Origin of the sequence: Kitasatospora sp. NPDC057223 (assembly GCF_042669755.1) — a bacterium.
GTDB lineage: Bacteria > Actinomycetota > Actinomycetes > Streptomycetales > Streptomycetaceae > Kitasatospora.
Genome location: NZ_JBHUWW010000147.1, coordinates 1 through 21,181, shown reverse-complemented (window position 1 = coordinate 21,181; position 21,181 = coordinate 1). Strand labels below are relative to the sequence as shown.

The window sequence follows — 21,181 nt, the reverse complement described above, 5'->3', positions numbered from 1 at the left end:
GGTCAGAACCGGACGCCACCGGCAGCCGCCCTCCACGGGGCGCCCGATCAGCGGCTGCACGATCAGTGCCTCCGTCCGTTGATCTCGAAGTGGACGGCGATCTGCATGACCGACGACACGGCCTGGCGGGCCCGCACGAGGACACCTGCCGGGCGGCTGGCGCACGACATGGGCCGGGGCCCGCGCCGTGGGCGCGGTGAGATCGCGTTCGACCCGTACGGAAATGGACAGCAAGTTGAACCAGGAACGAAACACATTCAGTGGAACGGCCCCGTCGTTTGCCGCAGGCACGCGCCGGCGAACCAGGGCCGGCCGACTCATCGGTCACCGGCCCTGCGCCTGCGTCGACCGGTCGCATCGCGACTGCCCGCCAGAGCTCACACCACCGCCGGCGCCGCGGCAAGGGCGGGGCCCGCGGGTTCGCGGGGGGACCGGCCGGGCGCCGGGCGTCCGAGCGGCCCGCCGACGGCCCCGGGCCTGCCCGTTCCTCCCCGGTGATGTTGAGGGCTATCCTGTACTTGTTCGGTTCCGGTGCTTTCCGTGTGATGTCACGGCATCTGATGTGTGCGACAGGGGATGGTCATGGCGGATGCAGCGTTGCTGGCCTCCCAGCGACGTTCCCTCATCGTCGACCTCGTACGCCGGTCAGGTGCCGTCCGGGTGTCCGACCTCGTCGAGCAGTTCGGGGTCAGTGACATGACCATCCGACGCGATCTGGACACGCTTGCGAGAGCTGGGGCAGTGGAGAAGGTCCACGGAGGCGCCGTGGCCATCCCTGGCGGCGCTGTCGACGAACCCGGCTTCGAGGCGAAGTCCGGCCGGGAGTCTGCTGCGAAGGACGCCGTCGCGGACGCGGCGGCCGCGCTCGTCGAGGCCGGCACCGTGGTCGCCCTCTCGGCCGGGACCACGACCTACGCCGTGGCCACGCGGCTGTTGAACGTCCCGCATCTGACCTTGGTCACCAACTCGCTCCCGATCGGCGACCTCCTGCGCGCTACGGCTGAGGAACGGGGTGAAGGCGCCCCGTCACTGCTGCTGACGGGTGGCTCGCCGACCCGGTCCGCGGCACTGGTCGGCCCGATAGCGGACCAGGCGATCCGCAGTCTCCACGTCGACCTGCTCATCCTCGGCGCCCACGGCGTCTCGGACCGCGCCGGTCTGACCACACCCAACCTCGCGGAGGCGCAGACCAACCGCGCCCTCATCTCCTCCGCCCGACGCATCGCGGTCGTCGCCGACCACACCAAGTGGGGCGTCGTCGGGCTCAGCAGCTTCGCCCGGTTCGACGAGATCGACCTGTTCATCACCGACGACAAGCTTGACATCCAGGCCCAGGCACTGCTCCTGGATGCTGTCGGGAAGCTGATCGTGGCTAGCACCGCGAATTCTGACGGCCCGTCGTCCTCTCGTGCAGCCGGTACCGCAGGTGTCGAGAACGGCGCCGGGCGCGAATAGCGGGCGGCACCGCTGACTGCCGGTTACGCGTGGGAGCGGCACAGGTGACGTGGTGGCAACGCGGCCGATGGAGTCGTTCCAATCTGTTGACTTTCTGCGGAGCCCGCTGTTTCTATATGTCTCTTCCAGTTTGAATCAATTGGATTTGAGCTGGTTGACCTCTTCAGCTGCTGAGAGTCGCAATGCGGCCACGCGCCGGGCAGCGCAGCTCACAGTGCTCCTGTCTGCACCCCACCCGACGGCTCCCCGCAGTGGCCAGGGGTGAAGGTTGCGGGGCCCCGGCGGACCGGCGAAGGCAGTGCCCGCATACCGCGGGTACTGCCTTCAGGGGACCCTGCGGAGCGAGGATCGGCATTCACTGACGGAAGGTCACCCGGCAAGCTCCGCTGGGCGGCGCACGCCTTGAGCCGCCCAACCACTACCAGACACGACACGGCTCCGGCCGCGCCGGGGCGCAGCGCTCACCTGCGACCGGTATCGCGGAGGGCGAATCCCTCCCCGGTTGGCAGGCCCCGTCGCGCCGGACCGGCCGGCGCTCCTGTCGGCAGTCCTCGTTGCCCCACCGCCGGATCCGCCTCGGCATCTCGTACAGGAGTGCTCCTGATGTTCCGATTCCCCAGCGGCCGAGCCGCCGCCCCCGTAGGTCTCCTGCTCACCGCCGGCCTGGTTTGTGCATGCTCCACCGGGCAGGGCGCAGCCAGGACCGATGCCTCACCGACCCCGGCAGCCGGGAAGCTCTCCATCACCTACCTGCAGAAGCAGGGCGACCAGCAGTATTTCCTCGACGAGGCAGCCGGTGCCCGGGCCAGGGCCGTTGCCCTCGGAGTGGACCTGAAGGTGGTCAACGTGGGCAGCGACGCGGACAGGACGCTCCGCGAGCTGCGCTCCGCCATCGCCGGCCGGACGAACGGTGTGATCATCGTGGTTCCGGATCCCGCGATCGGCGCTGCCGTCGCCAAGGCCGCAGCGGACGCGGGAGTGGCCCTGCTCACCTCGGACGACCAGATCTGCACCAACCTCCCCGACCCGAGCGTCTGCTCCCGTCAGAACCTCGTACCCCGGGTCGGATTCAGCGGGGAGAAGCTGGGAGCCCAAGTTGGCCTGCGCGCAGCCGAAGAGTTCCGGAAGGCGGGCTGGGCGGCGGAGGAGACCCGGATCATCTTCGCCTGGCAGCAGGACGTGAACGTGTGCCGGGAACGTGTGGACGCGGCGAGCCAGGCTTTCGACCAGGTCGCGCATCGTGTCCGCTCCTTCGACGTGGGTACCGACAACACGGTGGAGGGCGCCCGCCGCAAGGTCGCGTCGAGGATCGCGGCGGACGGGACCGGTGTGAAGCACTGGGTGGTGTGGGGCTGCAACGACGAGAACGTCCAGGGCGGCGTCACCGCGCTGGAGAACGCCGGCGTCAGTGCGGACGACGTCATCGGCGTGGGCCTGGGCGCCTACCTCGCCTGCAAGGACTGGAGCGGCGACAAGCCCTCCGGCATGAAGGCCGCCCTCTTCATCAACGGCAAGGACGTCGGGGCTCTGGCCGTCCAGACCATGTACGACAAGCTCAAGAACGGCAAAAACATGCCCGCCGAAGCCTTCGCCCCCACCACCATGGTCGATGCCACCACCTGGAAGACCTCCGGCGTCACCTGCAACTGACATCGGGGCCGCGTGGCTTCCAGATGAACACCGAGGCGATCCTGTAACATGAAAGGTCCTTATTGCTGGCTTCTCGTGCGTCCGTAGGCTTTTATGGCAGATTCGTCGGTCGGCGGGCCCGGTTCCGGTCGCCGTTCGGGCTTCGCGTTCGTTGGGCGTGGGGCGGACCTGCGTTCACTGGTGGACACTTTGCGTGACGGGCCCTCGGTGGTGTTCGTCGAAGGCGAGGCGGGGGTGGGCAAGTCCCGCCTGCTGCGAGAGGCCGCCGCGCAGCTGGAAAACCAGGGGCTCGCAGTCCTGCGTGGCTGGTGCCATCCACTGCGCGAGCCCCTGCCGTACGGTCCCGTCGTCGATGCGCTGCGTGACGCGCATGAACTGTTCGGCCCCGACACGCACTTCAGCGCCGCCACGGCCGTCTTGGCCCCCCACCTCCCGGAGCTGGCCGGGCGCCTGCCGGCGGCCGGTCCGGGCATCGGGGCCGGGCCGCAGCAGTCGCTGATGCGGGCGGTATACGACGTGCTCAGTGCTCTGGGCCCGGTTGTGCTGATGGTGGAGGACCTGCACTGGGTGGATGAGGCGACCCGGGACCTGCTTCTGCTGCTGGCCAGAAATCCGCCCCAGCAGCTGCGAATGGCGCTGACCTACCGGGCGCACGACCTCTCGGGTGCCCGGAACGTGCTCGGCGTGCCGTACCGCCGGCCGGTCGGGGTGGGCGGCACCGAGATCGCTCTGGCGCCTCTCACGGAGGCGCAGGTGCGCGAGCTGGCCGTTTCGGCGATCGGCGCTGCCGCTGCCGCCCGGCTCGGCCGGGAGCTGTTCGAGCGCAGCGGCGGGCTTCCGCTCGCCGCCGAGGAGGACCTACTCGTACTGGCAGAGCGCGCCGCCCTCGGCGGCGGCAAGAGTTCAGCGCTGGAGGACGCGAGGGTGCCGCGCGCGTTGCAGGAGGCGGTGAACAGCCGGGTCGCGGTGCTGGACACGGGTGCTGTTGCCGTGGTGCAGGCCGCGGCGGTGCTGGCCGTGCCTGCCAGTGAGGAGCAGTTGGCGGTGCTGGCCGGGCTGGGGGAGGAGCAGGCGGAGCAGGCCCTGACGGCTGCTCTGGAGGCCGATGTGCTGGTCGAACGCGGCCCCGGCCGGTACGGGTTCCGTCACGTACTGGCCCGGCGGGCGGTGTACGAGCGGATACCCGGCCCGCGCCGCCGACGGCTGCACGTACGCGCCATCGAGGCACTGTCCGGACAGAACGATTTGGCCCTGGTGCAGGTGGCCCACCACGCCCGGCAGCTCGGCGACACCACCGCCTGGCTGCCCGCAGCCAGGGCCGCCGCCGACCACGCGGTGGCCGTCGGCGACGACGGCGTCGCCGCCGAACTCCTGCAACAACTCCTTGCCGAACCCGCCCTCTCCCCGGAGGACCGCGCCCGAACCGCCCTCATCCTCAGCAATGTCGCCTTCTGCAGCGCCGACTCCGTTGCCAGTACGGCGATCCTGAGCCGCATCATCGCCGACCCGGCGCTGCCCACCCCCGTCCGCGGTGAGATCCGGCTCAACCTCGCCCGCACCCTGATGAACACCAGCACCGACCGGGTCCGCCAGATGGAGGAGTTGGAACGCTCGATCGCCGAGCTGGAGAGTCGGCCAGGCCTGGTCGCCGGCGCCATGGCGGCTCTCAGCATGGGCCACCGTCTGGCCACCACCCTCGCCCAGGACCGCGAGATGATGGACCGGGCCGTGCACATCGTCGCCCGCAGTGACGATCCGCTGGCCCGTGCGACCGTGCTTGCCCTGCAGATCACCCTGTTGGCGGTTTCCGGTGACCCGCAGGCATGGGACCTCGCGGCGGACCTTCCTCGCGGGAGCCCTGACCGCGACGTGCTGCGCCAGGTCGCCCGGGCACTGCACAACCTCGCCGACGCCGCCTTCGTGTTCGGCCAGGACGCCGAGGCCCGCATTCCCCTGCAGGAGGCCCACGAACTCTGCCTGCGCAGCGGCTACAAACTGTTCGCACACGGCTGCGATGTGATCCGGCTGAGACTGGACTTCGGCGCGGGGCATTGGGAGGGCCTGGACGAGCGGATCGAATCGATGATCCCGGAGACCTCCGACGGCAGTGGGTTCCAGACCGAGACGGTGATGGTGCGGGCCATGCTGAACGTGGCGCGCGGCCGGTGGGCGCTCGCCCGCGAGGACCTCGCCACCTTCGACGCCGGCGATGAGGGCCACACCTACTGGCAGCTCGGGCAGCAGGGTGTCGCCGTCCTCGGGCGCATCGACCTGCTGGAAGGCCAGGCCTCCCGGGCATGGGAGCGGGTGCAGGGGGCGCTTGCGGTCAGACGCCACAAGGGCGGCTGGTTCTGGGCGACCGAACTGGTACCGACCGCCGTGCAGGCCGCACTGGCGTCCGGCCTACGTCAAGAGGCCGAACACCTGACCGCCGAGGCCGTCGCAGGGATCGAGGGCCACGACGCCCCCGGAGGCGAGGCCGAGGTCAATTGGTGCAGAGGTCTGCTGGCCGCCGACACCGATCCTGAGGCCGCTGCTACCTTGCTGGAGGAGGCCCGGATCCGGTACGAGGCGATCGGTCGCGTGTACACCGCCGCGGTCGTCGCCGAGCAGAACGGTCGCCTCCAGCTCCCCCGCGACCCCAGCGGGAGCGCTCCAGTGCTTCGGCGTGCTCTCGACGTCTTCACCCGGCTCGGCGCCACCGCCGACGCGGGCCGCTGCCAGCAGGCCCTGCGCGACACCGGATGGCGGCCACCCGAGCCCCGTGGCCGCCGCAGCTACGGTCCGGAGCTGTCCCCTCGGGAGCGGCAGGTCGCCACGCTGCTTGCCACCGGCTCCGGCAACCAGGCCATCGCCCGCGTCCTGGGACTGTCCGTCCGCACCGCCGAGCACCACGTTGCCAGCACCCTCAAGAAGCTCGGCGTCACTCGCGCGGAGGTCGGCGAGGCGATCCGAGCCCTCGGCGATACCAGCGTCTGAGCCGGCTGCAAGATCTACGTAGAGTGACCGACATCGTGAGGGTGCGGAGTAGCGTGGAAGTCGCATATTGGCATTCGAATGGGTCAGGCGGGTGAAACGTGCCAGGTGTGTGCATGGGCGGGCCCGGTTCCGGTCGCCGTTCGGGCTTCGCGTTCGTGGGGCGCGGGGAGGAGCTGCGTTCACTGGTGGACACTTTGCGTGACGGGCCCTCGGTGGTGTTCGTCGAGGGCGAGGCGGGGGTGGGCAAGTCCCGCCTGCTGCGGGAGGCCGCCGCGCGGTTGGATGGCCAGGGGCTGGCAGTCCTGCGTGGCTGGTGCCATCCACTGCGTGAGCCCCTGCCGTACGGTCCTGTCGTTGACGCGTTGCGTGACGCCCGCGAACTTCTCGGTCCTGATACCGAACTCAGCCCTGCGACCTCAGCACTCAACCCGTACCTCCCGGACCTCGCCCGACGGCTGTCCGAGAGTGAGGAGGAACCCGGGGCCGGGCCGCAGCAGTCGCTGATGCGGGCGGTGCACGACGTGCTCAGTGCTCTGGGCCCGGTTGTGCTGATGGTGGAGGACCTGCACTGGGTGGATGAGGCGACCCGGGACCTGCTTCTGCTGCTGGCCAGAAATCCGCCCCAGCAGCTGCGAATGGCGCTGACCTACCGGGCGCACGACCTCTCGGGTGCCCGGAACGTGCTCGGCGTGCCGTACCGCCGGCCGGTCGGGGTGGGCGGCACCGAGATCGCTCTGGCGCCTCTCACGGAGGCGCAGGTGCGCGAGCTGGCCGTTTCGGCGATCGGCGCTGCCGCTGCCGCCCGGCTCGGCCGGGAGCTGTTCGAGCGCAGCGGCGGGCTTCCGCTCGCCGCCGAGGAGGACCTACTGGTGCTGGCAGACCGCCTCGTCGACGGTGCGAGCGCGGTATCGCTGTTGGAGGACGCGGGGGTGCCGCGCGCGTTGCAGGAGGCGGTGAACAGTCGGGTCGCGGTGCTGGACACGGGTGCTGTTGCCGTGGTGCAGGCCGCGGCGGTGCTGGCCGTGCCTGCCAGTGAGGAGCAGTTGGCGGTGCTGGCCGGGCTGGGGGAGGAGCAGGCGGAGCAGGCGTTGACGGCTGCTCTGGAGGCCGATGTGCTGGTCGAACGCGGCCCCGGCCGGTACGGGTTCCGTCACGTACTGGCCCGGCGGGCGGTGTACGAGCGGATACCCGGCCCGCGCCGCCGACGGCTGCACGTACGCGCCATCGAGGCACTGTCCGGACAGAACGATTTGGCCCTGGTGCAGGTGGCCCACCACACCCGCCGCCTCGGCGACACCACCGCCTGGCTGCCCGCAGCCAGGGCCGCCGCCGACCACGCGGTGGCCGTCGGCGACGACGGCGTCGCCGCCGAACTCCTGCAACAACTCCTCGCCGAACCGGTCCTGCCGCCTGACCAGCGTGCCCACACCGCTCTCGAGCTCAGCCGCATAACCATGTACCGCGCCGACTCCGCCGCCAGTGCGGCGGTACTCGGCCGGATCATCGCGGACCTCGCCCTCCCCGCCGCGGTCTGCGGCGAGATCCGCTTCAACCTCAGCCGGGCCCTGATGGACAGCAGTGCCGACCGGAGCCATAGCGTCGCGGAGATGCAACTGGCGATCACCGAGCTGGCGGACCGGCCCGGACTGGCCGCCGTCGCCATGTCCGCCCTCAGCATGGTTTCCGGCCGAGGCTCGCGGGTCACTACCACGGCGGAGGACCAGGCGCTGATGGAACAGGCCGTTCGGACTGTTGCTGAAAGTGATGAACCGCTCGCCCGCGCGGCTGTCCTGACCAACCGGATCACCTTGATGGGCATGATCGGGGATGGGCGGGCCCGCGAACTTCTGGCAGAGCTTCCGCGCACCAGCGCCGACCGCGCCGTCCAGCGCGAATGTACTCGCGCGCTCTACAACGCCGCATATGGTGCGATGCTACGCGGCTCCGTCGGGGCTCGTGCCCTGCAGGACGAGGCCGAGGAGATGTCCCGCCGCACCGGCTACCAGATCATCGGACAGGGCTGCGCGGTGATCCGCCTGCGGCTCGACCTCGCCGAGGGGCTGTGGGCCGGTCTGGACGACAGGATCGCGGAGTTCCTGTTGCAGACTTCCGAGGGAACCAAGTTCCAGATCGCCGCGCTGATGGTCCAGGCCGCCCTGGAGGTAGCCCGTGGGCACTGGGCCGCCGCCCGGGAGCACCTGGCGACGTTCACGACGGATGAGGAGGAGAACGCCAGCTGGGACGTCGGACAGGCTGGAGTCACTCTGCTCGCACGGATCGACCTGCTGGAGGGCGATCCGCAGACGGCCTGGGAACGGCTGCAGCGGCCGCTGGAGGCCAGGCGGCACAAGGGTGTCTGGGTACGGGCGCATGACCTGACACCGACCGCCGTCCAGGCGGCCCTGGCGTGTTGCATGCCCGAGGAGGCCGAGCGGCTGACCACTGAGGCGGCCCACGGAACGGAAGGCCGCGAGGCTCCGGCGGCTGCCGCAGAGGTGCTCTGGTGTCACGGCATGATCACCGTCGCGGCCTGTCCCGAGGCCGGCTGCACCTACCTCGGACGGGCTCAAGCCCACTACGAGGCCCTGGGCCGTGTGCACACCGCTGCCCGGATCGCGGAGCAACTCGGCTGCATCCGGCTTGCCCATGGCCCCGGCGAGGGCAGTCGCCAGCTCCAGCATGCCCTGGACGTCTTCAGTCGGCTCGGCGCCACCGCCGACGCGGCTCGCTGCCGACAGGCCCTGCGCGACACCGGACAGCGCCCCATCGATCCGCGCGGCCGGCACCGCCACGGTAGCGAACTGTCCCCACGGGAACGGCAGGTCGCTGAACTGCTCGCCACTGGCTCCAGCAACCAGGCCATTGCCCGCGTCCTGGGGCTGTCCGTCCGCACTGCCGAGCACCATGTCGCCAACACCCTCAAGAAGCTCGGCGCGCGGCGCGACCAGGTCCGGGGGGCGCTCCAGGAGAGCCGCGACGGCACTGGGTTCGCCGGGTGAAAAGGCTCCTCCCCGCCTCACCTATTCCGCTCCCCGGCGGGCGCAGAGCTTGGGGTCAATACGGTGCCGGGGAAGGCGACGACACTGTCCTCGGTGACGGTGCGGGTGATGGCGCGCAGCCGCAGGTCGACGCCCACTGCAGGACGGTCAGGTCGTCGGAGGTGCCCCTGTGGTGTTGAGTCAAGGTCGTAGGCCAGGATCGCGACATGACGACCTGGTTCCGCACCTACTACGAGGACGAGGACCTGCGGCTTTACTTCGAGGCAGATGATGCGGGCTGGGTGGCGCGTATGGAAAGCTTCGGGGGACGGACTTGCGGCCGGTGGCGGCTTCCTCGGCGGAGGTGTTGCATTTGTGTGATCACGCCGGTCTTGCGGCGATGAGCCGCTATGAACGGTAGTACGGCGTTCTCGCCGAGGGCCCCCATGGACGGTTGGCAGGAGCAGCCCCAGGCAGCCGAGATCCCCTCGGAGGAGTTCGAGAGCACGGAAGCGACTTCCGCCGCAGGCGGTTGCGGGCCGAGTGCTTCAAGCTGCCTTCGGTCGGTTCAGAGGTCCGCCCAGTAAGTGGTGCCGTGGTTTCCCGTGCGGCAGCCGTGTGCGGTGGCCAGTCGGGCGATGATGGCGTGGCCGTGTTCGTCGGGTGCGCAGTCGGTGGTCCAAGCGCCATGTCGGGTGGCGGCGCCGCCGTCGTCGACCTCGATGTGCAGGGCGTCGCCCGAGGTGGGGCGGTTGAGGTGGAGGGCGATCGGGGGATGGGCGTGCCTGACGGCGTTGGTGACCAACTCGGAGACGACGAGAAGCGCCTGATCGGTGGTGCCCTCGTCGATGTCCCAGGCGCCGAGCGTGTCGCGGGTGATGCGTCGGGCGGCGCCCGCCGATGCGGGGTGGTGGGTGAGTTCCCAGACCCCTGCACGGGGTCTCCGCCCTATCAGCGACCGGCCGCATCCCAGCAAACGGCGAGAAGACGCGGCTGGACCTGCTTATCGACGGGATCACCCGGCGCGACCACGACGGGTGAGTCATCCGCGCTCGTCGACACCCACGCCGAGCCGCCGCCTCTCACATCCCGAACGCTCGCGGCCGCGGACATGCCGCGACTCTGTCGCCGGTGGTATCCGCGCGGGGCGCTGCCGAACAGACAGACATTCGCCACGACTTGAAGCGAGCGAACGTAGCAGGATCGCCCTTCGGGCCAGCCACGCTTGCAAGCGGCCAGGAATGCGATCAAGGGGGCCGTGCTGTCCTGTACGGCGGTGGCCGAGGCGAGGGATTCCGGCAGTGCAGCCTTGCCGTAGGGGTCCCGGGGCGAGCGGGTGAAAACCGTAGCTGGCCCGCCGCGCGCCGCCCGGCAATCCGGCCCGCACCCCGTACCGTTGTCCGGTGAGATGCAGTGGTTGCTCCCACACGGTCCGGCCGGGAGTCCCGTCCTCGGCCGGACCGGGGAAGCGCCCCCCGCCCCCAGCTGCCGACAGGGGGCGCGCCCGCCGCACCGCCTCCTTCCGTGGCATGGCCAACTGCCCGCGCAAACGGTCTCTTCACCTGGCCGGTCTCACCTCGCACCCGCGACGGGCATCTGGACGGCATCGACCATTGGCTCGCGCCCCTAAATGCCCGGCCTGAGAAGGCCGGCCTTCTTCTCCGAGTCGATACCTGCCGAACTCCTGCGACCCGGGTTTTGGACGACGGCGCGTGTCGCCAGGCTGGAGCCGAGTGGGGCGCGACGCCGGGAGTCGGACCCATACTCTCGAGATCGCGCTCCCAGGGGACGGCCCGGATCGCTCCTGCGGCTGCACGGATGGTGCCGACGCAAGGGCGGGTTCGGTTCGGCGGTCGGTTGGGGGTGTCCGATGCCGGGTTGCTGCGGTGGTGGAAAGAATGGACGGCATGGCCCGCCACCCGTACGTGTCCGGCTGACCGAGGGCAGGGAACGCATGGGTTCTGTGGGCCGCACCCGGCGTGCGGCCGTGAACGGTCGACTCGTCTTCGCCGGGACGGGCACCCATACGATCGCCGGGTGCCGGGCCGGCTGGCGGTCGCTGTGCTGTCGTTCTGCCGTCCGTGGCCTTTGTTTCACCTGGTTATTGCCTGCTGCTCCGGCAAGGGGTGCTATGGCCGTCGTCCCAGGAGGCCGGGGCGAGGTGGTCGACGCTGCTGTCGTGCCACTCGACCAGGAAGAGCGTGCGCGTCTGTCGCTGGTAGATCGCCTGACCCGGAAGGCAGCGGCGTGCTGCGCTTGTCCAAGTGGCCGTCAGGACCCTCAGGCGCGGGGCGGGGTGGCTCCAGTACTGGGCCTGGGCGATCGGGTGCTGGAGGGGAGGCGGGGGTCGCCGCGTCTCACGGGCGGGACCTGTGCCCGAGGCCGCGGTGGGGGTGGAGGCGGGTGTCGAGTGCGTCGCGCAGGGTGTAGAGGTCGGTGATGGTGGCTTGTTCGGCGAAGCGGGCGAGCAGGCGTCGCAGGACGCTGTCGTTGCCGTCGTGGGCGGCGTCGGTGATGGCCTCGACCAGGGACGGTCGGGTGGGCGGCGGGTGTGCGGGGCCGGGGGCGTCCATCGTCTTCTCCCGTCGTTGTGTGCCCGTGCCAGTCCTGGATGGAGCGCCCGTGGGCGGGTCGAAGACTACCTTCCCACCGGACACCGAAAAATCTGTGCTGACTGGAGTAGACATCGAACGGTGTCGTGGTTAGTGTTTTTCTCGTAGCAAGCAGTCGAGCGGTACCCGCCAGACACGAACTGGCGGGGGGGTTGTGGAAGTTCGCTGGTCGGCACGGTTGTGGGGTTCTGAAGCCAGGTTGGTGCAGTTCGGCGACGGGACCGGCGGTCGGGCCGGGTGGCCCGCAGTGATCAGGGGCCGCCGGCAGGCGGTACCGCAGCAGTTCGCGGGTGAGGACGCGCCGGGCAGGTGGGCGTGAAGCAGTACCAGGTGGTGCGGCGGCAGAGTTCCGGAGCCAGAGCGGTTGCAGGACGGCGACGGGCTGGCGGCCGGGCCCGGTGGCCCGCAGTGATCAGGGGCCGCCACCGAGCGGTACCGCAGCAGGATGCAGGTGCAGTACGAGCAGGGCGAATGAGCGGTATCAGCAGTCGCAGGACTGAGGTACCCCAGTGAAGGCGCCGGGCTGCGGGCGCGCGTGCTGGGAAGTCCGGGCAGTGGGGTTCCAAGCCGAGCAGGTGAGCAGGACGGGCGACGGGGCTGGCTGCCGGAGCAGGTGCAGTTCAGAAGCACCGAGCAGTACCCGCGTTGAAGAAGCACCAGGAGTACCTGGCAGTTCGCAGTACCAGTGGTTGGCTTTTCCGCAGGACCCGGTAGTTCGAAGTTCGGTCAGTACCCACAGAGGATGAACGGAGGGAACAGAGCGCCATCAGGATCGCCCGGCCCGTGAGGTTGTTGTCCGGGCGGACACCGCAGACCCCATCAGCTACGAAGGACGGTGGTTTCCGGTCACGCATACGCGATCCCCGCACACCCCTTCCCCCGGGGCAGTGCGGAACTGAAAAGGCCGGCCCCGAGGCCGGCAGATGGTGATGTATCCCTTCGGGGCCCCGGAGCCGCCACGGCGCCGGGGCCCCTCCACGCGTCCCCGACCCCGCATCAGAAGAGGTGCAGTGACCACGGCAACCATCCGGCCCCACAACCCAGCCCCCAACACCGGCACCAACACCGGATCCGACTCTTTCGACGACGACTACCCCGCCTACACCATGGGCCGGGCCGTCGAGATGACCGGCACCACCGCCGGCTTCCTCCGTACACTCGGCGAACAGGGCCTCATCACCCCACTGCGCTCCGAGGGCGGGCACCGCCGCTTCTCCCGCTACCAGCTGCGCATCGCGATGCGAGCGCGTGACCTCGTCGACCAGGGAACCGCCATCGACGCCGCCTGCCGCATCATCATCCTCGAGGACCAGCTCGAAGAGGCCCTGCGCCTGAACGAGGAACTGCGCCGGCGGCGCCGGCCGCGGATACCTGACGCTGCTGCAGGAGCCGCCCGCCCGGCCCGAGGCAAGGCGCCCCGGCCGGCACGGGGCTGCGCCGGGGATTCGGGAACGCGGCCGGAGCGTGTCCCGCTTCCCGGACGGGTTGCATTCGCGTGAGCGTGGGACCGGGCCGCTGGTGAGGCGCTACGGTTGGTGTCCGCCCGGTGTGCGGTCCGGTCGGTGATCGCGTCCGTTTCGCGGGAGCACTCCCGGACCGAGGAGACTGCGGCGGTGAGGACATACCGGTGGCCGCGCCCGCGCACGTCGATCCTCCCGGGCTGAGTGTGCGGTTGCGCCCGGGGACGGGTGATCCGGTGCTGGTGGCGGTGGGGGATCTGGACCAGGACACCGGGCCGATCCTGGGCTCGGCGCTGGAGCGGCTACTGGCGGCGGTCCCGGAGCCGGGGGAGCTGCTACTGGACATGTCCGGGGTGAGGTTCTGCGACTCCGGCGGCCTCAACGCCCTGCTCCGTGCCCGCCTGCGCGTGGAGGCGGCAGGCGGGGTGCTCCACATGCTGGCCCCCACCGCCCGGATGGCGGCACTGTTCAGTCGTACCGGGGTGGACCGGGTGCTGCGGATCAGCCCCGCTGCGACACCCTCCCGCATGGCACTGTTCCGCGCCACCGAGCCGGCGCCGGAACCGGAACCGGCGGACGCGCAGTAGCGAGCGAGGTCCGCCGCCCCGGGCGTGTGGGGCGGCGGACCGGACCAGCCCCGGCGGGTCAGTGCCAGGACACCGTGATGTGCAGGTGCGCGGCCACGAAGCCCACCACCCCCACCAGCAAGGTCGCGCCGACCGTACTGAGCGTGGCGACGAGTACGGCGCCCCTCATCCGGTCTGGCCTGCGCCACGGCGACACCCCGCCCCGCCGTACCACGGGCACCGGCCGCGCCCCCACCCCACCGCATCCACCGCATCCTGCGCCGCTGCGCCGCGTCGTCTCGATCATGGTCTTCTCCTTCGTCCGGCACCTGCGGGCAGGCCTGTCCCCGGGGCGGGGTCGGGCACAACGGGGTGCCGTGGGCCCGCTCCTGGTGGCCTGTGGCAACGGAAGCTATGCGCGTCAGATCGCCGGTCAAGGGGGTGCCGGGGGCAGTTCCGGACCGGGCCCGCACCCGGCCTTCCCGGCTCCGTGCCCGCGTCTTCTACACCGTCCAGCGGGCGGGTCAACCCCCGGTGACCAGGGATCGGGCCCGGCGGGGCAGACGCGTTGGCACCCCGGCGGTCGTTGCCATCGGCGCCACGTCCTGGTGGGTAGTCCTCGGAATCGGCGTGTTCTGGCTCTTCGGCGTGGCCATCGGCTCCGCCTTCCTCGCCCTGTAATGACCCTCAAGCCACCCGAGCACGGGGTGAGGAAACGGCTGCGCCGGGGTGTGCTGATCCGGGATCATCTGCTGTGACACGGCCCGGCCGGGCAGGTGCTGTCCGAGGGAGGCCGTGCCATGCGCGTGCGCATGCTGAGTACCGTCGCCGCTGTTGCCGTCGTGGTTGTCGGGTCGACGGCGGGGCGTGTGGCTGACGGCAACACCTTCGCGGACTATGTGCTCACGCGGGTCAACAAGCAGGTGTCCGCGCCTGTCGGGCTTCGGGAGTTCACCTTCGTCGTCAAGGGCGACAAGATCTCGACCAGGGACTTCCAGGGGACCTTGCACTGTACGGTGCGCTTCGACCTGCGAAGGTTCGGCCCCGCCGCCGCGCCGGGGCTGCGCAACGGGAAGGTCGTGGCGGGCTTCTACACGGGTTTTCAGAAGACGCGGGTGTCGTGCGAGGGGACGGTCAAGGGCGACACGATCACGGGTAGGCCCAGGAAGACCTCGGTGGACTGCCGGCCCGCACGGGAGCCGTCCGTACTGACGGAGGTCACCGGTCCATCGTCCAATCGCCCGGGAGGAAGGGTCACCAGATTCGAGCTGCAGTCGCTGTCACTCACGTGCTCCGCTTCGCCCGCGTGGAAGCTGAGCAGGGCCCGTGCTGACGCGGCGTTCCAGGCCGTCACGAAGGACATCCGCGGCCAGATGACGGATGTCATCAACACGAGTGTCGCCGCGGCCTTCTCCGATGCCGTCCAGGTGCCCCCCATGCCCGACCCCTACCTGTACTGAGGCGGCGTACGACCGGGAGCCGTCCTGTGGCACCGGAGGCTAGGCGTGTCAGATCGCGAGTCGAGGGGGTGCCGAGGCCACTTTCGGACGGGTTCGCCCGGGCTCCGCGTCGCGCCGCATACACCCTCCAGCGGGCAGGTCAACCCCCATTCGGCCGGGACTTCCTGTCTGATCGGGGGTTGCGCGGCGGGGTGGGCCGAGGTGCCGGTCACCGGCCGGGGTTGCTGACGGTCCGGCAGCTGTCGGGCCGTCGGGCTGGAAGACTGACGGCTATGACCACTGACCGCCGTCCGCTGCACCGCCCGCCGTCCGGGCCGCCCGTCGACGTGCCCGTCCGGGCCGGTGGGCGGGCCCGCCTGCTCGCGGTGGAACGGGCGCCGCTCCAGGAGCCGGCGGCCCCGGCCGAGGCCGCGCCGCGGGCTATGCCCCTGTCCGGTCGGCGGCGTCTGTCGCCCGGCGGGCTCAGCTTCTCCGCCGACAGAACCGGCACTGTTTCCGGCTCCGAGGGCTGAGGTCCGGCCGTGGGATCACGTGAGCTTCCCCGGACCGACTGGAGCGGGCGGAGCGTGGAGACGACGGAGCTGCAGCGGACGCTGCGCGAGGGCCGCTACCGGCGGATCGCGGGTGAGATCGCCGAGATCCGCGCGGCGGCCCGGCTGATGGCCGAACAGGACGACGCGTTCCTCACCGCGAGCGGCGAGAACGAGCACTGCACCGGCGAGACGCTCCCCTGGGGCAAGGACACCACCGAGGACCCGGACACCCTTGCGGCGCCCGCGCGCAGCGCGCTCCTGATGGCCCGCGCCTACCTCGCCTGACACCGCCGGCTGTCCTGAGCACCCCGGACCCGCCCGGCTACGCCCCCGCGGAGGCGAGGGCGCTCTCGACGACGCAACACAGTGCGGGCAGGTCCCGTGCCGGGGTCACCCAGGATGGTGCTGGGAGCGGTGGCGGCGCCGATGACGACCAGGGCGACGTCCCCAACGGCACCTGCGCCCGGCTGGGCGGCCCGGGCCGCTCAGCGAGCCGACCAGACCGGACACTGCGGGGCGTGACGGGTCCATACGATCACGCCGCCGCCCTCGCGGTCCTCGCGGCGGCGCACCGCCGCACAACAACTGCCCGGAGCCACCGATACACCCGCGGCGGCCCTGACGGCGCCGCCGGCCGACCCCGACGCTGCGGCCCGGGGCCGCGCCGGGCCCGGCACCGGCGCCAGGACCGGCCGGGCGGGATCTTGCGGCCCGGAGCGCTGCCCCACCAGCTCGACGGGAAGCCCCAGGGCCCGGACACGGCTACGACGACGGCTACGACGCTCAGACATGCCGAACACCCTGCCCGCTCCAAGCCGCCCTACGCCCCGCTGCGCCCGCGACACGCCGCCGCCCGCCCCCCGGAGCGCGGCGGGGCTCAGCGGTTGCGGGCCGGACGGGTGGGATGAGGCGGGGCGGGTAGGTGCCAGGGTGGCTGCGAAAGCCGTGCGAACCGGCGGAGCCTCTCATCACTGCCCCGGGCCCCTCTGCGGAGTCCGGGACCGCCGGTCCGGGCTGCAGCCGGGGCGGGTTCGGTCCGCTCCTGCCAGACTGGCGATCATGAACGTCGAACACCCTCGTCACCCGCACACCCGCCCGTTCTCCGGGCCCGCCACCGATGCTCCCGCCCCGGTGGACGGCCGGGCCCGGCCGCTCACCGTCGAACGGATCCCGTTTCTGGAGGCGGTCGCTGCGGACGTTGCCGCGCCTGCGGTGGCGTGCGGCGGTCGCCGTCGGCTGGGGGCCGGCGATGTGCCCGCCCGCCTGGCCGCCGACGCCGACGCCGGCGAGGGCTGAGTGCGCGTCGTGGGGGCCGGGACCCTCGCCGAGAAGATCGACCTCCTGTTCCGCACGGTCCACCCCGCCGGCCGCGGCCCGTACTCCTACCAGGAGGTGGCGCAGACCCTCGCCTCCTGGGCACCCGACGGCCGCGCGGGCCTGTCCGCCAGCGCCATCCAGCAGCTGCGCACCGGCACGAGGGCGAACCCGACGATGTGCACGCTCCAGAGCCTCGCCCGGTTCTTCGGCGTCGCCCCGGCGTACTTCTTCACCGACGGGGAGAATCCACCCCACCGCCCCGGCGGCCTCGATGCCGGGCTCCAGGCGGCCGTGGACCTGCCGGGAGTACGGGACCTGGTCCTCACCGCGGCTGCCTTGTCCGAGGAGAGCCGCGCCGCGCTGCACGCCATGGCGGTGCGGCTGCGCGAGGTCGAGACGGGCGCGGTCACGCCCCGGCGAGGACCAGGGCGTTCTCGATGACGGAGCACAGGGCGTGCAGTTCCCGTTCGGGGTCGTTCAGGACGGTGGTGGGCGCGGTGGCGGCGAGGGCGACCAGGGCTAGATGCGCCGCCGTGGTGAGGTCCGGGGCGGTGCCGGTGCTGGCAGCGCCGAGCACGACGTAGGCGTCCAGGGCATAGCGCAGCTCGCCCCCGATGTCACCGTCGCAGGCGGGCACGATCTCGCGGCCCAGCGCCTGGCGCACCGCTCCCGCGAACATCCGCAGCACCCACCGGTGCCCCTGGTCGTCCTGGCGGGCCGTCCGGCCACCCGGCCCGGTTGCTCAGGCGGGGGTGTGGCGCAGGCGGGGGAGCGCGGCGCGCAGGGCGTAGAGGTCTTCGACGGTCGCCTGTTCGGCGAGGCGGGCGAGGAGGCGGCGCAGGACGTGGTCGTCGACGACGACTACCCCGCCTACACCATGGGCCGGGCCGCCGAGATGACCGGCACCACCGCCGGCTTCCTGCGGGCCCTCGGCGAACAGGGCCTCATCACCCCGTTGCGGTCCGAGGGCGGCCACCGCCGCTTCTCCCGCTACCAGCTGCGCATTGCGATGCGAGCGCGCGACCTCGTCGATCAGGGCACCGCGATCGACGCCGCCTGCCGCATCGTCATCCTCGAGGACCAGCTCGAGGAGGCCCTGCGCCTCAACGAAGAACTCCGCCGACCCGTCGGCGGCCCGACGCCCGCAGCGGACACCTGACCTCGCACCCTGAGCGCCGAGACCGGTCGGGTCGGTGGTGAGCGCAAGCGCTCACCGCTCCCACCGCCACGGCGGCCACGGACCTCGCCGACGCCTTGAACGACTTCACCGACAAGGCCGCCGTCACCGACGCCGAGCGTGACGTCCTGCTGACGCTGCCGGCAGCACGGCCCGGTGGGGCCACCGGAGCCGCTCAGCGCGCCGACCAGACCGGGCACCCGGCAGTGTGCCGGGTCCACACGATGACGCCGCCACTCTCCCGCGCCTCCCGGGGGCGCACCGCCGCACAGCAACCCCCACGGGCCACGGCCCCGCGCACTCGGCCATTTCGCCCCCGCCCAACCCCGGCGCCGGTGCGCCCGCCCACCACCGCCCCCTACGATCCATGCCCATCACGTCGATTCCCGAGGAGCCGTCGCGCCGCCATGGTCCAGCCCGCCTTCACAGTCACCGTCCGCGCCGGCCTCGCCGGGCCAGTCCTGGAATGCGCGGGCGCCATCGACCCGGACACCGTCGCCGTCCTGAGCACCGCACTGAACAGTGCCCTCGCGGCCCGCCCGACCCCGCCGATACTGGTGGTCGACCTGGGCGCGGTCACCTTCTGCGACTCCATCGGCCTCAACGCCCTGCTGCGCGCCCGCGCCGACGCCATCCAGCAGGGTACGGCGCTGCACCTCACCCGCCCGACCCACATCGTGGCCCGGATGCTGGAGATCACCGGCACCGACCAGGTCTTCACCATCGACCAGCACGTGCCCGCCGCCCGCAGCGAACCCCCCGCCCGCCCGGAAGGGTGACCCCACGGCTCCGTCCGCGCGCACCGGTGAGAGCCGCCGGCCGACCGTTGTGAGTCCGGTGCGTGCGCGCTCGCCTGACGGGGTCACTGCGTACTGCGCAAGCGGCCCGGCACCGCTCGCAAGGAGGATGCGCACTGCGCAACGGGCGCGGGCTGGTGGCTCTGCGTACGTGAGGTGTCAGGGCGAAGGAGGTGAGGCGTAGGCGCGCTTCCGATGGCCCGCGCCTACCCTGCCGGGCAGCGCCGACTGTTCTGGGCACCCGGGCCCGCCCGGCTACGCCCCGGCGGAGGCGAGGGTGCTTTCGACGACGGGGCACAGTGCGGGCAGGTCCCAGAGCGGCTTGATCGTCGTCGGCGCCGCCACCGCGCCCGGCACCGTGCTGGGCGATTCGGCACTTCTACCTCGTGCTCGGCGTCACCGGCACCGCCCCTGACCATGGGGAGCTACTGGGTGGGCGAAGGAGGAGCCGGGGTGGGAGGACCGGCTCGTTCTTCGCTCTCCTGGCGCTGGGAGCGGCTGAACAGGCGCGTCTGCCGTATGCCGGCCTTGCGGAGCTCGTCCGCCACGATGCGCAGCATGGTGCGGGCCATGTGCGGGTAGAGGCCGCCCTTACAGTCCATCCAGATGCGGGGGACCGTCGCGTCGACAGCGGCGTAGTTGGGGTTGTAGGGAGGCATGGCCTCGTCCATGAGCTCTTCGGCGTCCTCCGGGGAGAGTTCGCGGCCGTCCTCGAACACGCACATCAGGCGGGGTTCCGCTGCGGTGAGTGCGACGACTGCGCGCTCCGGGTCGTCCGACTCGACGGCGATCTCCCAGTTCTGGACCTGCACGTCCGAGTCGTTGCCTCCGGTGATCTCCAGAGCGGTCGGGTCGATCGTGATGCCACCGGGCTCACTCTCGGCGACCACGGCCCGCCGCATCCACGCCGAGGTTTGGCCGCGGTCCAACCAGGCCTCGGTCACCCGCCAGAGCATCGGCGGACCCGCGGTGCGAACCGCTTCCTCGAACAGTTCTTGGGCGCGGTCCCACTCCCATGCCTGTACGGCCTGGCAGCCGAGCCTGAACGCGGCCTCGGCAGGATCGTCAACAGGCGATGATGCCGCTTCGTTGTCCATGGTCACAGCAATAGCACCGGACACTGAGCCTTTTCAGCGTTGCCTCTCCAGTGTGAGGACGGCTTTGGCTGCTGACGTCAGGCGGTTGGGGCTGCAGCGAGCGTGGTGGAAGATGCGCCATCGTTTGACGGTGGCGACTCCGCGTTCGACGGGGTACCGCAGCCTGGCGTGGGCCTGGTTGATCGATCTCTGTCCGGCGGTGAGCTCGCCGCGGGGTGGGCGTCTGGTCGGGACGGCGAACGTGCCGCCCGCGCCGGTGTAGGCGAGGTCGGCCAGGGCGGGGAGGCGGAGACGGACGCAGGTCTTCACGATGCGGTGGCGACGGGCTGCGGTCAGGTCGTGGGTGCGGCCGGGCAGGGGCCGGGAGATCCACACGAGTTTTCCCTGGGGGCCGGTGATGACCTGCAGGTTCACACCGTGGCGGCGGTGCTTGCCCGAGTAGTCGGCCCGGCCGTCGCCGACGCGGTCGCACTCGGCGAGGGTGCCGTCGACCAGGACGTACTCGGCGTCCGCCTCGCGCAGGGCCTGGGTTAGGCCGGGTGCCTGGCGGGCGAGGAGGTCGATGACCTGGTGAACGTAGGCGTGGGCGGTGCCGACGCTGATCCGGAAGCCGGCGGCGAGCTGCGCGAGAGTGTCGTGCTTACGCAGGTACACCAGTGCGACCAGAGCGCGCTGGGAGGGGCGGAGCTTGCACCGGCGGTCACCCTCCCGGGTGACGATGAGCATGGTGACCCACTCAACGAGCGCGTGAGGCAGGTCCAGTGCGGCAGGATAGGTGACCACCAGGGCTCCCCGGCATAAGAGTTGAGACGTCAGATACCTCACTCAACTGCCTGGGAGCCCTGTCCGTTCTTCCCCAACCCACGACCGCCCGGCCGTCACCTGATCGGTGGCCGCTCTGAGAGGGCGGTTCGTGGGTTGATGTCCGTTTCGGGGCGGGACTGAGGCAGGGCTGCTGGTCGCGGGGCTTGGGTCGCCTACTGCTTCGTGGTGAAGGTGCCGGGTTCGACCTCGATGAGGACATCGAGCTTGACGAGGCGTTTCAGCTTGGCGCGGGTCCCCTCGATGTTCTTCGGTAGCGGCTCGTGGTCGAGGGCCTC

17 protein-coding genes and 2 pseudogenes are annotated in these 21,181 nt (G+C 71.1%); 14 read left to right on the top strand and 5 right to left on the bottom strand.

Annotation, left to right across the window (positions count from 1 at the left end; translation table 11 throughout):
* Positions 1-576 precede the first annotated feature (576 nt).
* From ACFUK0_RS34155 to ACFUK0_RS34135, 5 genes and pseudogenes are all read left to right on the top strand, one after another.
* A pseudogene (locus ACFUK0_RS34155) lies at positions 577-762 on the top strand (DeoR family transcriptional regulator); the annotation flags it as partial.
* A 3-nt stretch (positions 763-765) separates the two neighbouring features.
* Positions 766-1,455 (top strand): DeoR/GlpR family DNA-binding transcription regulator, encoded by a 690-nt coding sequence (locus tag ACFUK0_RS34150; protein WP_380256808.1) that lies wholly within the window; start codon positions 766-768, stop codon positions 1,453-1,455.
* Between the two features lie 603 nt (positions 1,456-2,058).
* Positions 2,059-3,105 carry a substrate-binding domain-containing protein gene (locus ACFUK0_RS34145; RefSeq protein WP_380256805.1) on the top strand — a complete coding sequence of 349 codons (1,047 nt, stop codon included), beginning with the start codon at positions 2,059-2,061 and terminating at the stop codon, positions 3,103-3,105.
* A gap of 93 nt (positions 3,106-3,198) precedes the next feature.
* Positions 3,199-6,084 (top strand): ATP-binding protein, encoded by a 2,886-nt coding sequence (locus ACFUK0_RS34140; RefSeq protein ID WP_380256803.1) that lies wholly within the window; start codon positions 3,199-3,201, stop codon positions 6,082-6,084.
* A 113-nt stretch (positions 6,085-6,197) separates the two neighbouring features.
* Positions 6,198-9,083, top strand: a complete 2,886-nt coding sequence (locus ACFUK0_RS34135; protein WP_380256801.1) for an ATP-binding protein — start codon at positions 6,198-6,200, stop codon at positions 9,081-9,083.
* Between the two features lie 547 nt (positions 9,084-9,630).
* On the opposite strand, the gene ACFUK0_RS34130 is transcribed toward ACFUK0_RS34135, so the two are convergent.
* Both ACFUK0_RS34130 and ACFUK0_RS34125 read right to left on the bottom strand, forming a co-directional pair.
* On the bottom strand, positions 9,631-10,038 hold the full coding sequence (locus ACFUK0_RS34130) for an ATP-binding protein (RefSeq protein ID WP_380256799.1): 408 nt from the start codon (positions 10,036-10,038) through the stop codon (positions 9,631-9,633).
* A 1,381-nt stretch (positions 10,039-11,419) separates the two neighbouring features.
* Complete coding sequence (locus tag ACFUK0_RS34125) at positions 11,420-11,635, bottom strand: hypothetical protein (protein WP_380256797.1); 216 nt, start codon at positions 11,633-11,635, stop codon at positions 11,420-11,422.
* Between the two features lie 1,145 nt (positions 11,636-12,780).
* Between ACFUK0_RS34125 and ACFUK0_RS34120 the strand changes: the two are divergent.
* The 7 genes and pseudogenes from ACFUK0_RS34120 to ACFUK0_RS34090 form a co-directional block, all read left to right on the top strand.
* Positions 12,781-13,059 (top strand): annotated as a pseudogene (locus ACFUK0_RS34120) (MerR family transcriptional regulator); the annotation flags it as partial.
* A gap of 242 nt (positions 13,060-13,301) precedes the next feature.
* Entirely contained in the window at positions 13,302-13,721 is a 420-nt protein-coding gene (locus ACFUK0_RS34115) for an STAS domain-containing protein (RefSeq protein WP_380256795.1), read from the top strand.
* A 779-nt stretch (positions 13,722-14,500) separates the two neighbouring features.
* Positions 14,501-15,160: a hypothetical protein gene (locus ACFUK0_RS34110; RefSeq protein ID WP_380256793.1), complete on the top strand. Its 660-nt coding sequence runs from the start codon at positions 14,501-14,503 to the stop codon at positions 15,158-15,160.
* 272 nt (positions 15,161-15,432) lie between these two features.
* Positions 15,433-15,672 (top strand): hypothetical protein, encoded by a 240-nt coding sequence (locus tag ACFUK0_RS34105; protein WP_380256791.1) that lies wholly within the window; start codon positions 15,433-15,435, stop codon positions 15,670-15,672.
* A 54-nt stretch (positions 15,673-15,726) separates the two neighbouring features.
* Positions 15,727-15,978, top strand: coding sequence for a hypothetical protein (locus tag ACFUK0_RS34100; protein ID WP_380256789.1), 252 nt, complete (start codon positions 15,727-15,729; stop codon positions 15,976-15,978).
* Positions 15,979-16,752: 774 nt separating this feature from the next.
* A complete protein-coding gene (locus tag ACFUK0_RS34095; protein WP_380256787.1) occupies positions 16,753-16,989 on the top strand; it encodes a hypothetical protein in 237 nt (78 codons plus the stop codon).
* Positions 16,990-16,998: 9 nt separating this feature from the next.
* Complete coding sequence (locus ACFUK0_RS34090; protein ID WP_380256785.1) at positions 16,999-17,451, top strand: helix-turn-helix domain-containing protein; 453 nt, start codon at positions 16,999-17,001, stop codon at positions 17,449-17,451.
* Here ACFUK0_RS34090 and ACFUK0_RS34085 read toward each other — a convergent pair.
* The gene (locus ACFUK0_RS34085; protein WP_380256783.1) at positions 17,417-17,689 is read right to left on the bottom strand and encodes a hypothetical protein; all 273 of its coding nucleotides are present in this window, start codon (positions 17,687-17,689) and stop codon (positions 17,417-17,419) included. The two genes, ACFUK0_RS34090 and ACFUK0_RS34085, sit on opposite strands and share 35 nt — an antisense overlap.
* Before the next feature lie 198 nt (positions 17,690-17,887).
* Here ACFUK0_RS34085 and ACFUK0_RS34080 point away from each other — a divergent pair, with 198 nt between their 5' ends.
* Together ACFUK0_RS34080 and ACFUK0_RS34075 are read left to right on the top strand one after the other, a co-directional pair.
* Positions 17,888-18,169, top strand: coding sequence for a MerR family transcriptional regulator (locus ACFUK0_RS34080; protein WP_380256806.1), 282 nt, complete (start codon positions 17,888-17,890; stop codon positions 18,167-18,169).
* 425 nt (positions 18,170-18,594) lie between these two features.
* On the top strand, positions 18,595-18,966 hold the full coding sequence (locus tag ACFUK0_RS34075) for an STAS domain-containing protein (RefSeq protein ID WP_380256781.1): 372 nt from the start codon (positions 18,595-18,597) through the stop codon (positions 18,964-18,966).
* Positions 18,967-19,409: 443 nt separating this feature from the next.
* On the opposite strand, the gene ACFUK0_RS34070 is transcribed toward ACFUK0_RS34075, so the two are convergent.
* Positions 19,410-20,081 carry a hypothetical protein gene (locus ACFUK0_RS34070; RefSeq protein ID WP_380256779.1) on the bottom strand — a complete coding sequence of 224 codons (672 nt, stop codon included), beginning with the start codon at positions 20,079-20,081 and terminating at the stop codon, positions 19,410-19,412.
* A gap of 33 nt (positions 20,082-20,114) precedes the next feature.
* Positions 20,115-20,864, bottom strand: a complete 750-nt coding sequence (locus tag ACFUK0_RS34065; RefSeq protein ID WP_380256777.1) for a transposase family protein — start codon at positions 20,862-20,864, stop codon at positions 20,115-20,117.
* Between the last annotated feature and the right edge of the window lie 317 nt (positions 20,865-21,181).

What these genes read in the sequence shown, in the direction of transcription:
- ACFUK0_RS34145 (WP_380256805.1), top strand. Translation starts at nt 2,059, where the DNA reads ATGTTCCGATTCCCCAGCGGCCGAGCCGCCGCCCCCGTAGGTCTCCTG.
- ACFUK0_RS34140 (WP_380256803.1), top strand. Translation starts at nt 3,199, where the DNA reads ATGGCAGATTCGTCGGTCGGCGGGCCCGGTTCCGGTCGCCGTTCGGGC.
- ACFUK0_RS34135 (WP_380256801.1), top strand. Translation starts at nt 6,198, where the DNA reads ATGGGCGGGCCCGGTTCCGGTCGCCGTTCGGGCTTCGCGTTCGTGGGG.
- ACFUK0_RS34125 (WP_380256797.1), bottom strand. Translation starts at nt 11,635, where the DNA reads ATGGACGCCCCCGGCCCCGCACACCCGCCGCCCACCCGACCGTCCCTG.
- ACFUK0_RS34110 (WP_380256793.1), top strand. Translation starts at nt 14,501, where the DNA reads ATGCGCGTGCGCATGCTGAGTACCGTCGCCGCTGTTGCCGTCGTGGTT.
- ACFUK0_RS34105 (WP_380256791.1), top strand. Translation starts at nt 15,433, where the DNA reads ATGACCACTGACCGCCGTCCGCTGCACCGCCCGCCGTCCGGGCCGCCC.
- ACFUK0_RS34095 (WP_380256787.1), top strand. Translation starts at nt 16,753, where the DNA reads ATGAACGTCGAACACCCTCGTCACCCGCACACCCGCCCGTTCTCCGGG.
- ACFUK0_RS34085 (WP_380256783.1), bottom strand. Translation starts at nt 17,689, where the DNA reads ATGTTCGCGGGAGCGGTGCGCCAGGCGCTGGGCCGCGAGATCGTGCCC.
- ACFUK0_RS34080 (WP_380256806.1), top strand. Translation starts at nt 17,888, where the DNA reads ATGGGCCGGGCCGCCGAGATGACCGGCACCACCGCCGGCTTCCTGCGG.
- ACFUK0_RS34075 (WP_380256781.1), top strand. Translation starts at nt 18,595, where the DNA reads ATGGTCCAGCCCGCCTTCACAGTCACCGTCCGCGCCGGCCTCGCCGGG.
- ACFUK0_RS34070 (WP_380256779.1), bottom strand. Translation starts at nt 20,081, where the DNA reads ATGGACAACGAAGCGGCATCATCGCCTGTTGACGATCCTGCCGAGGCC.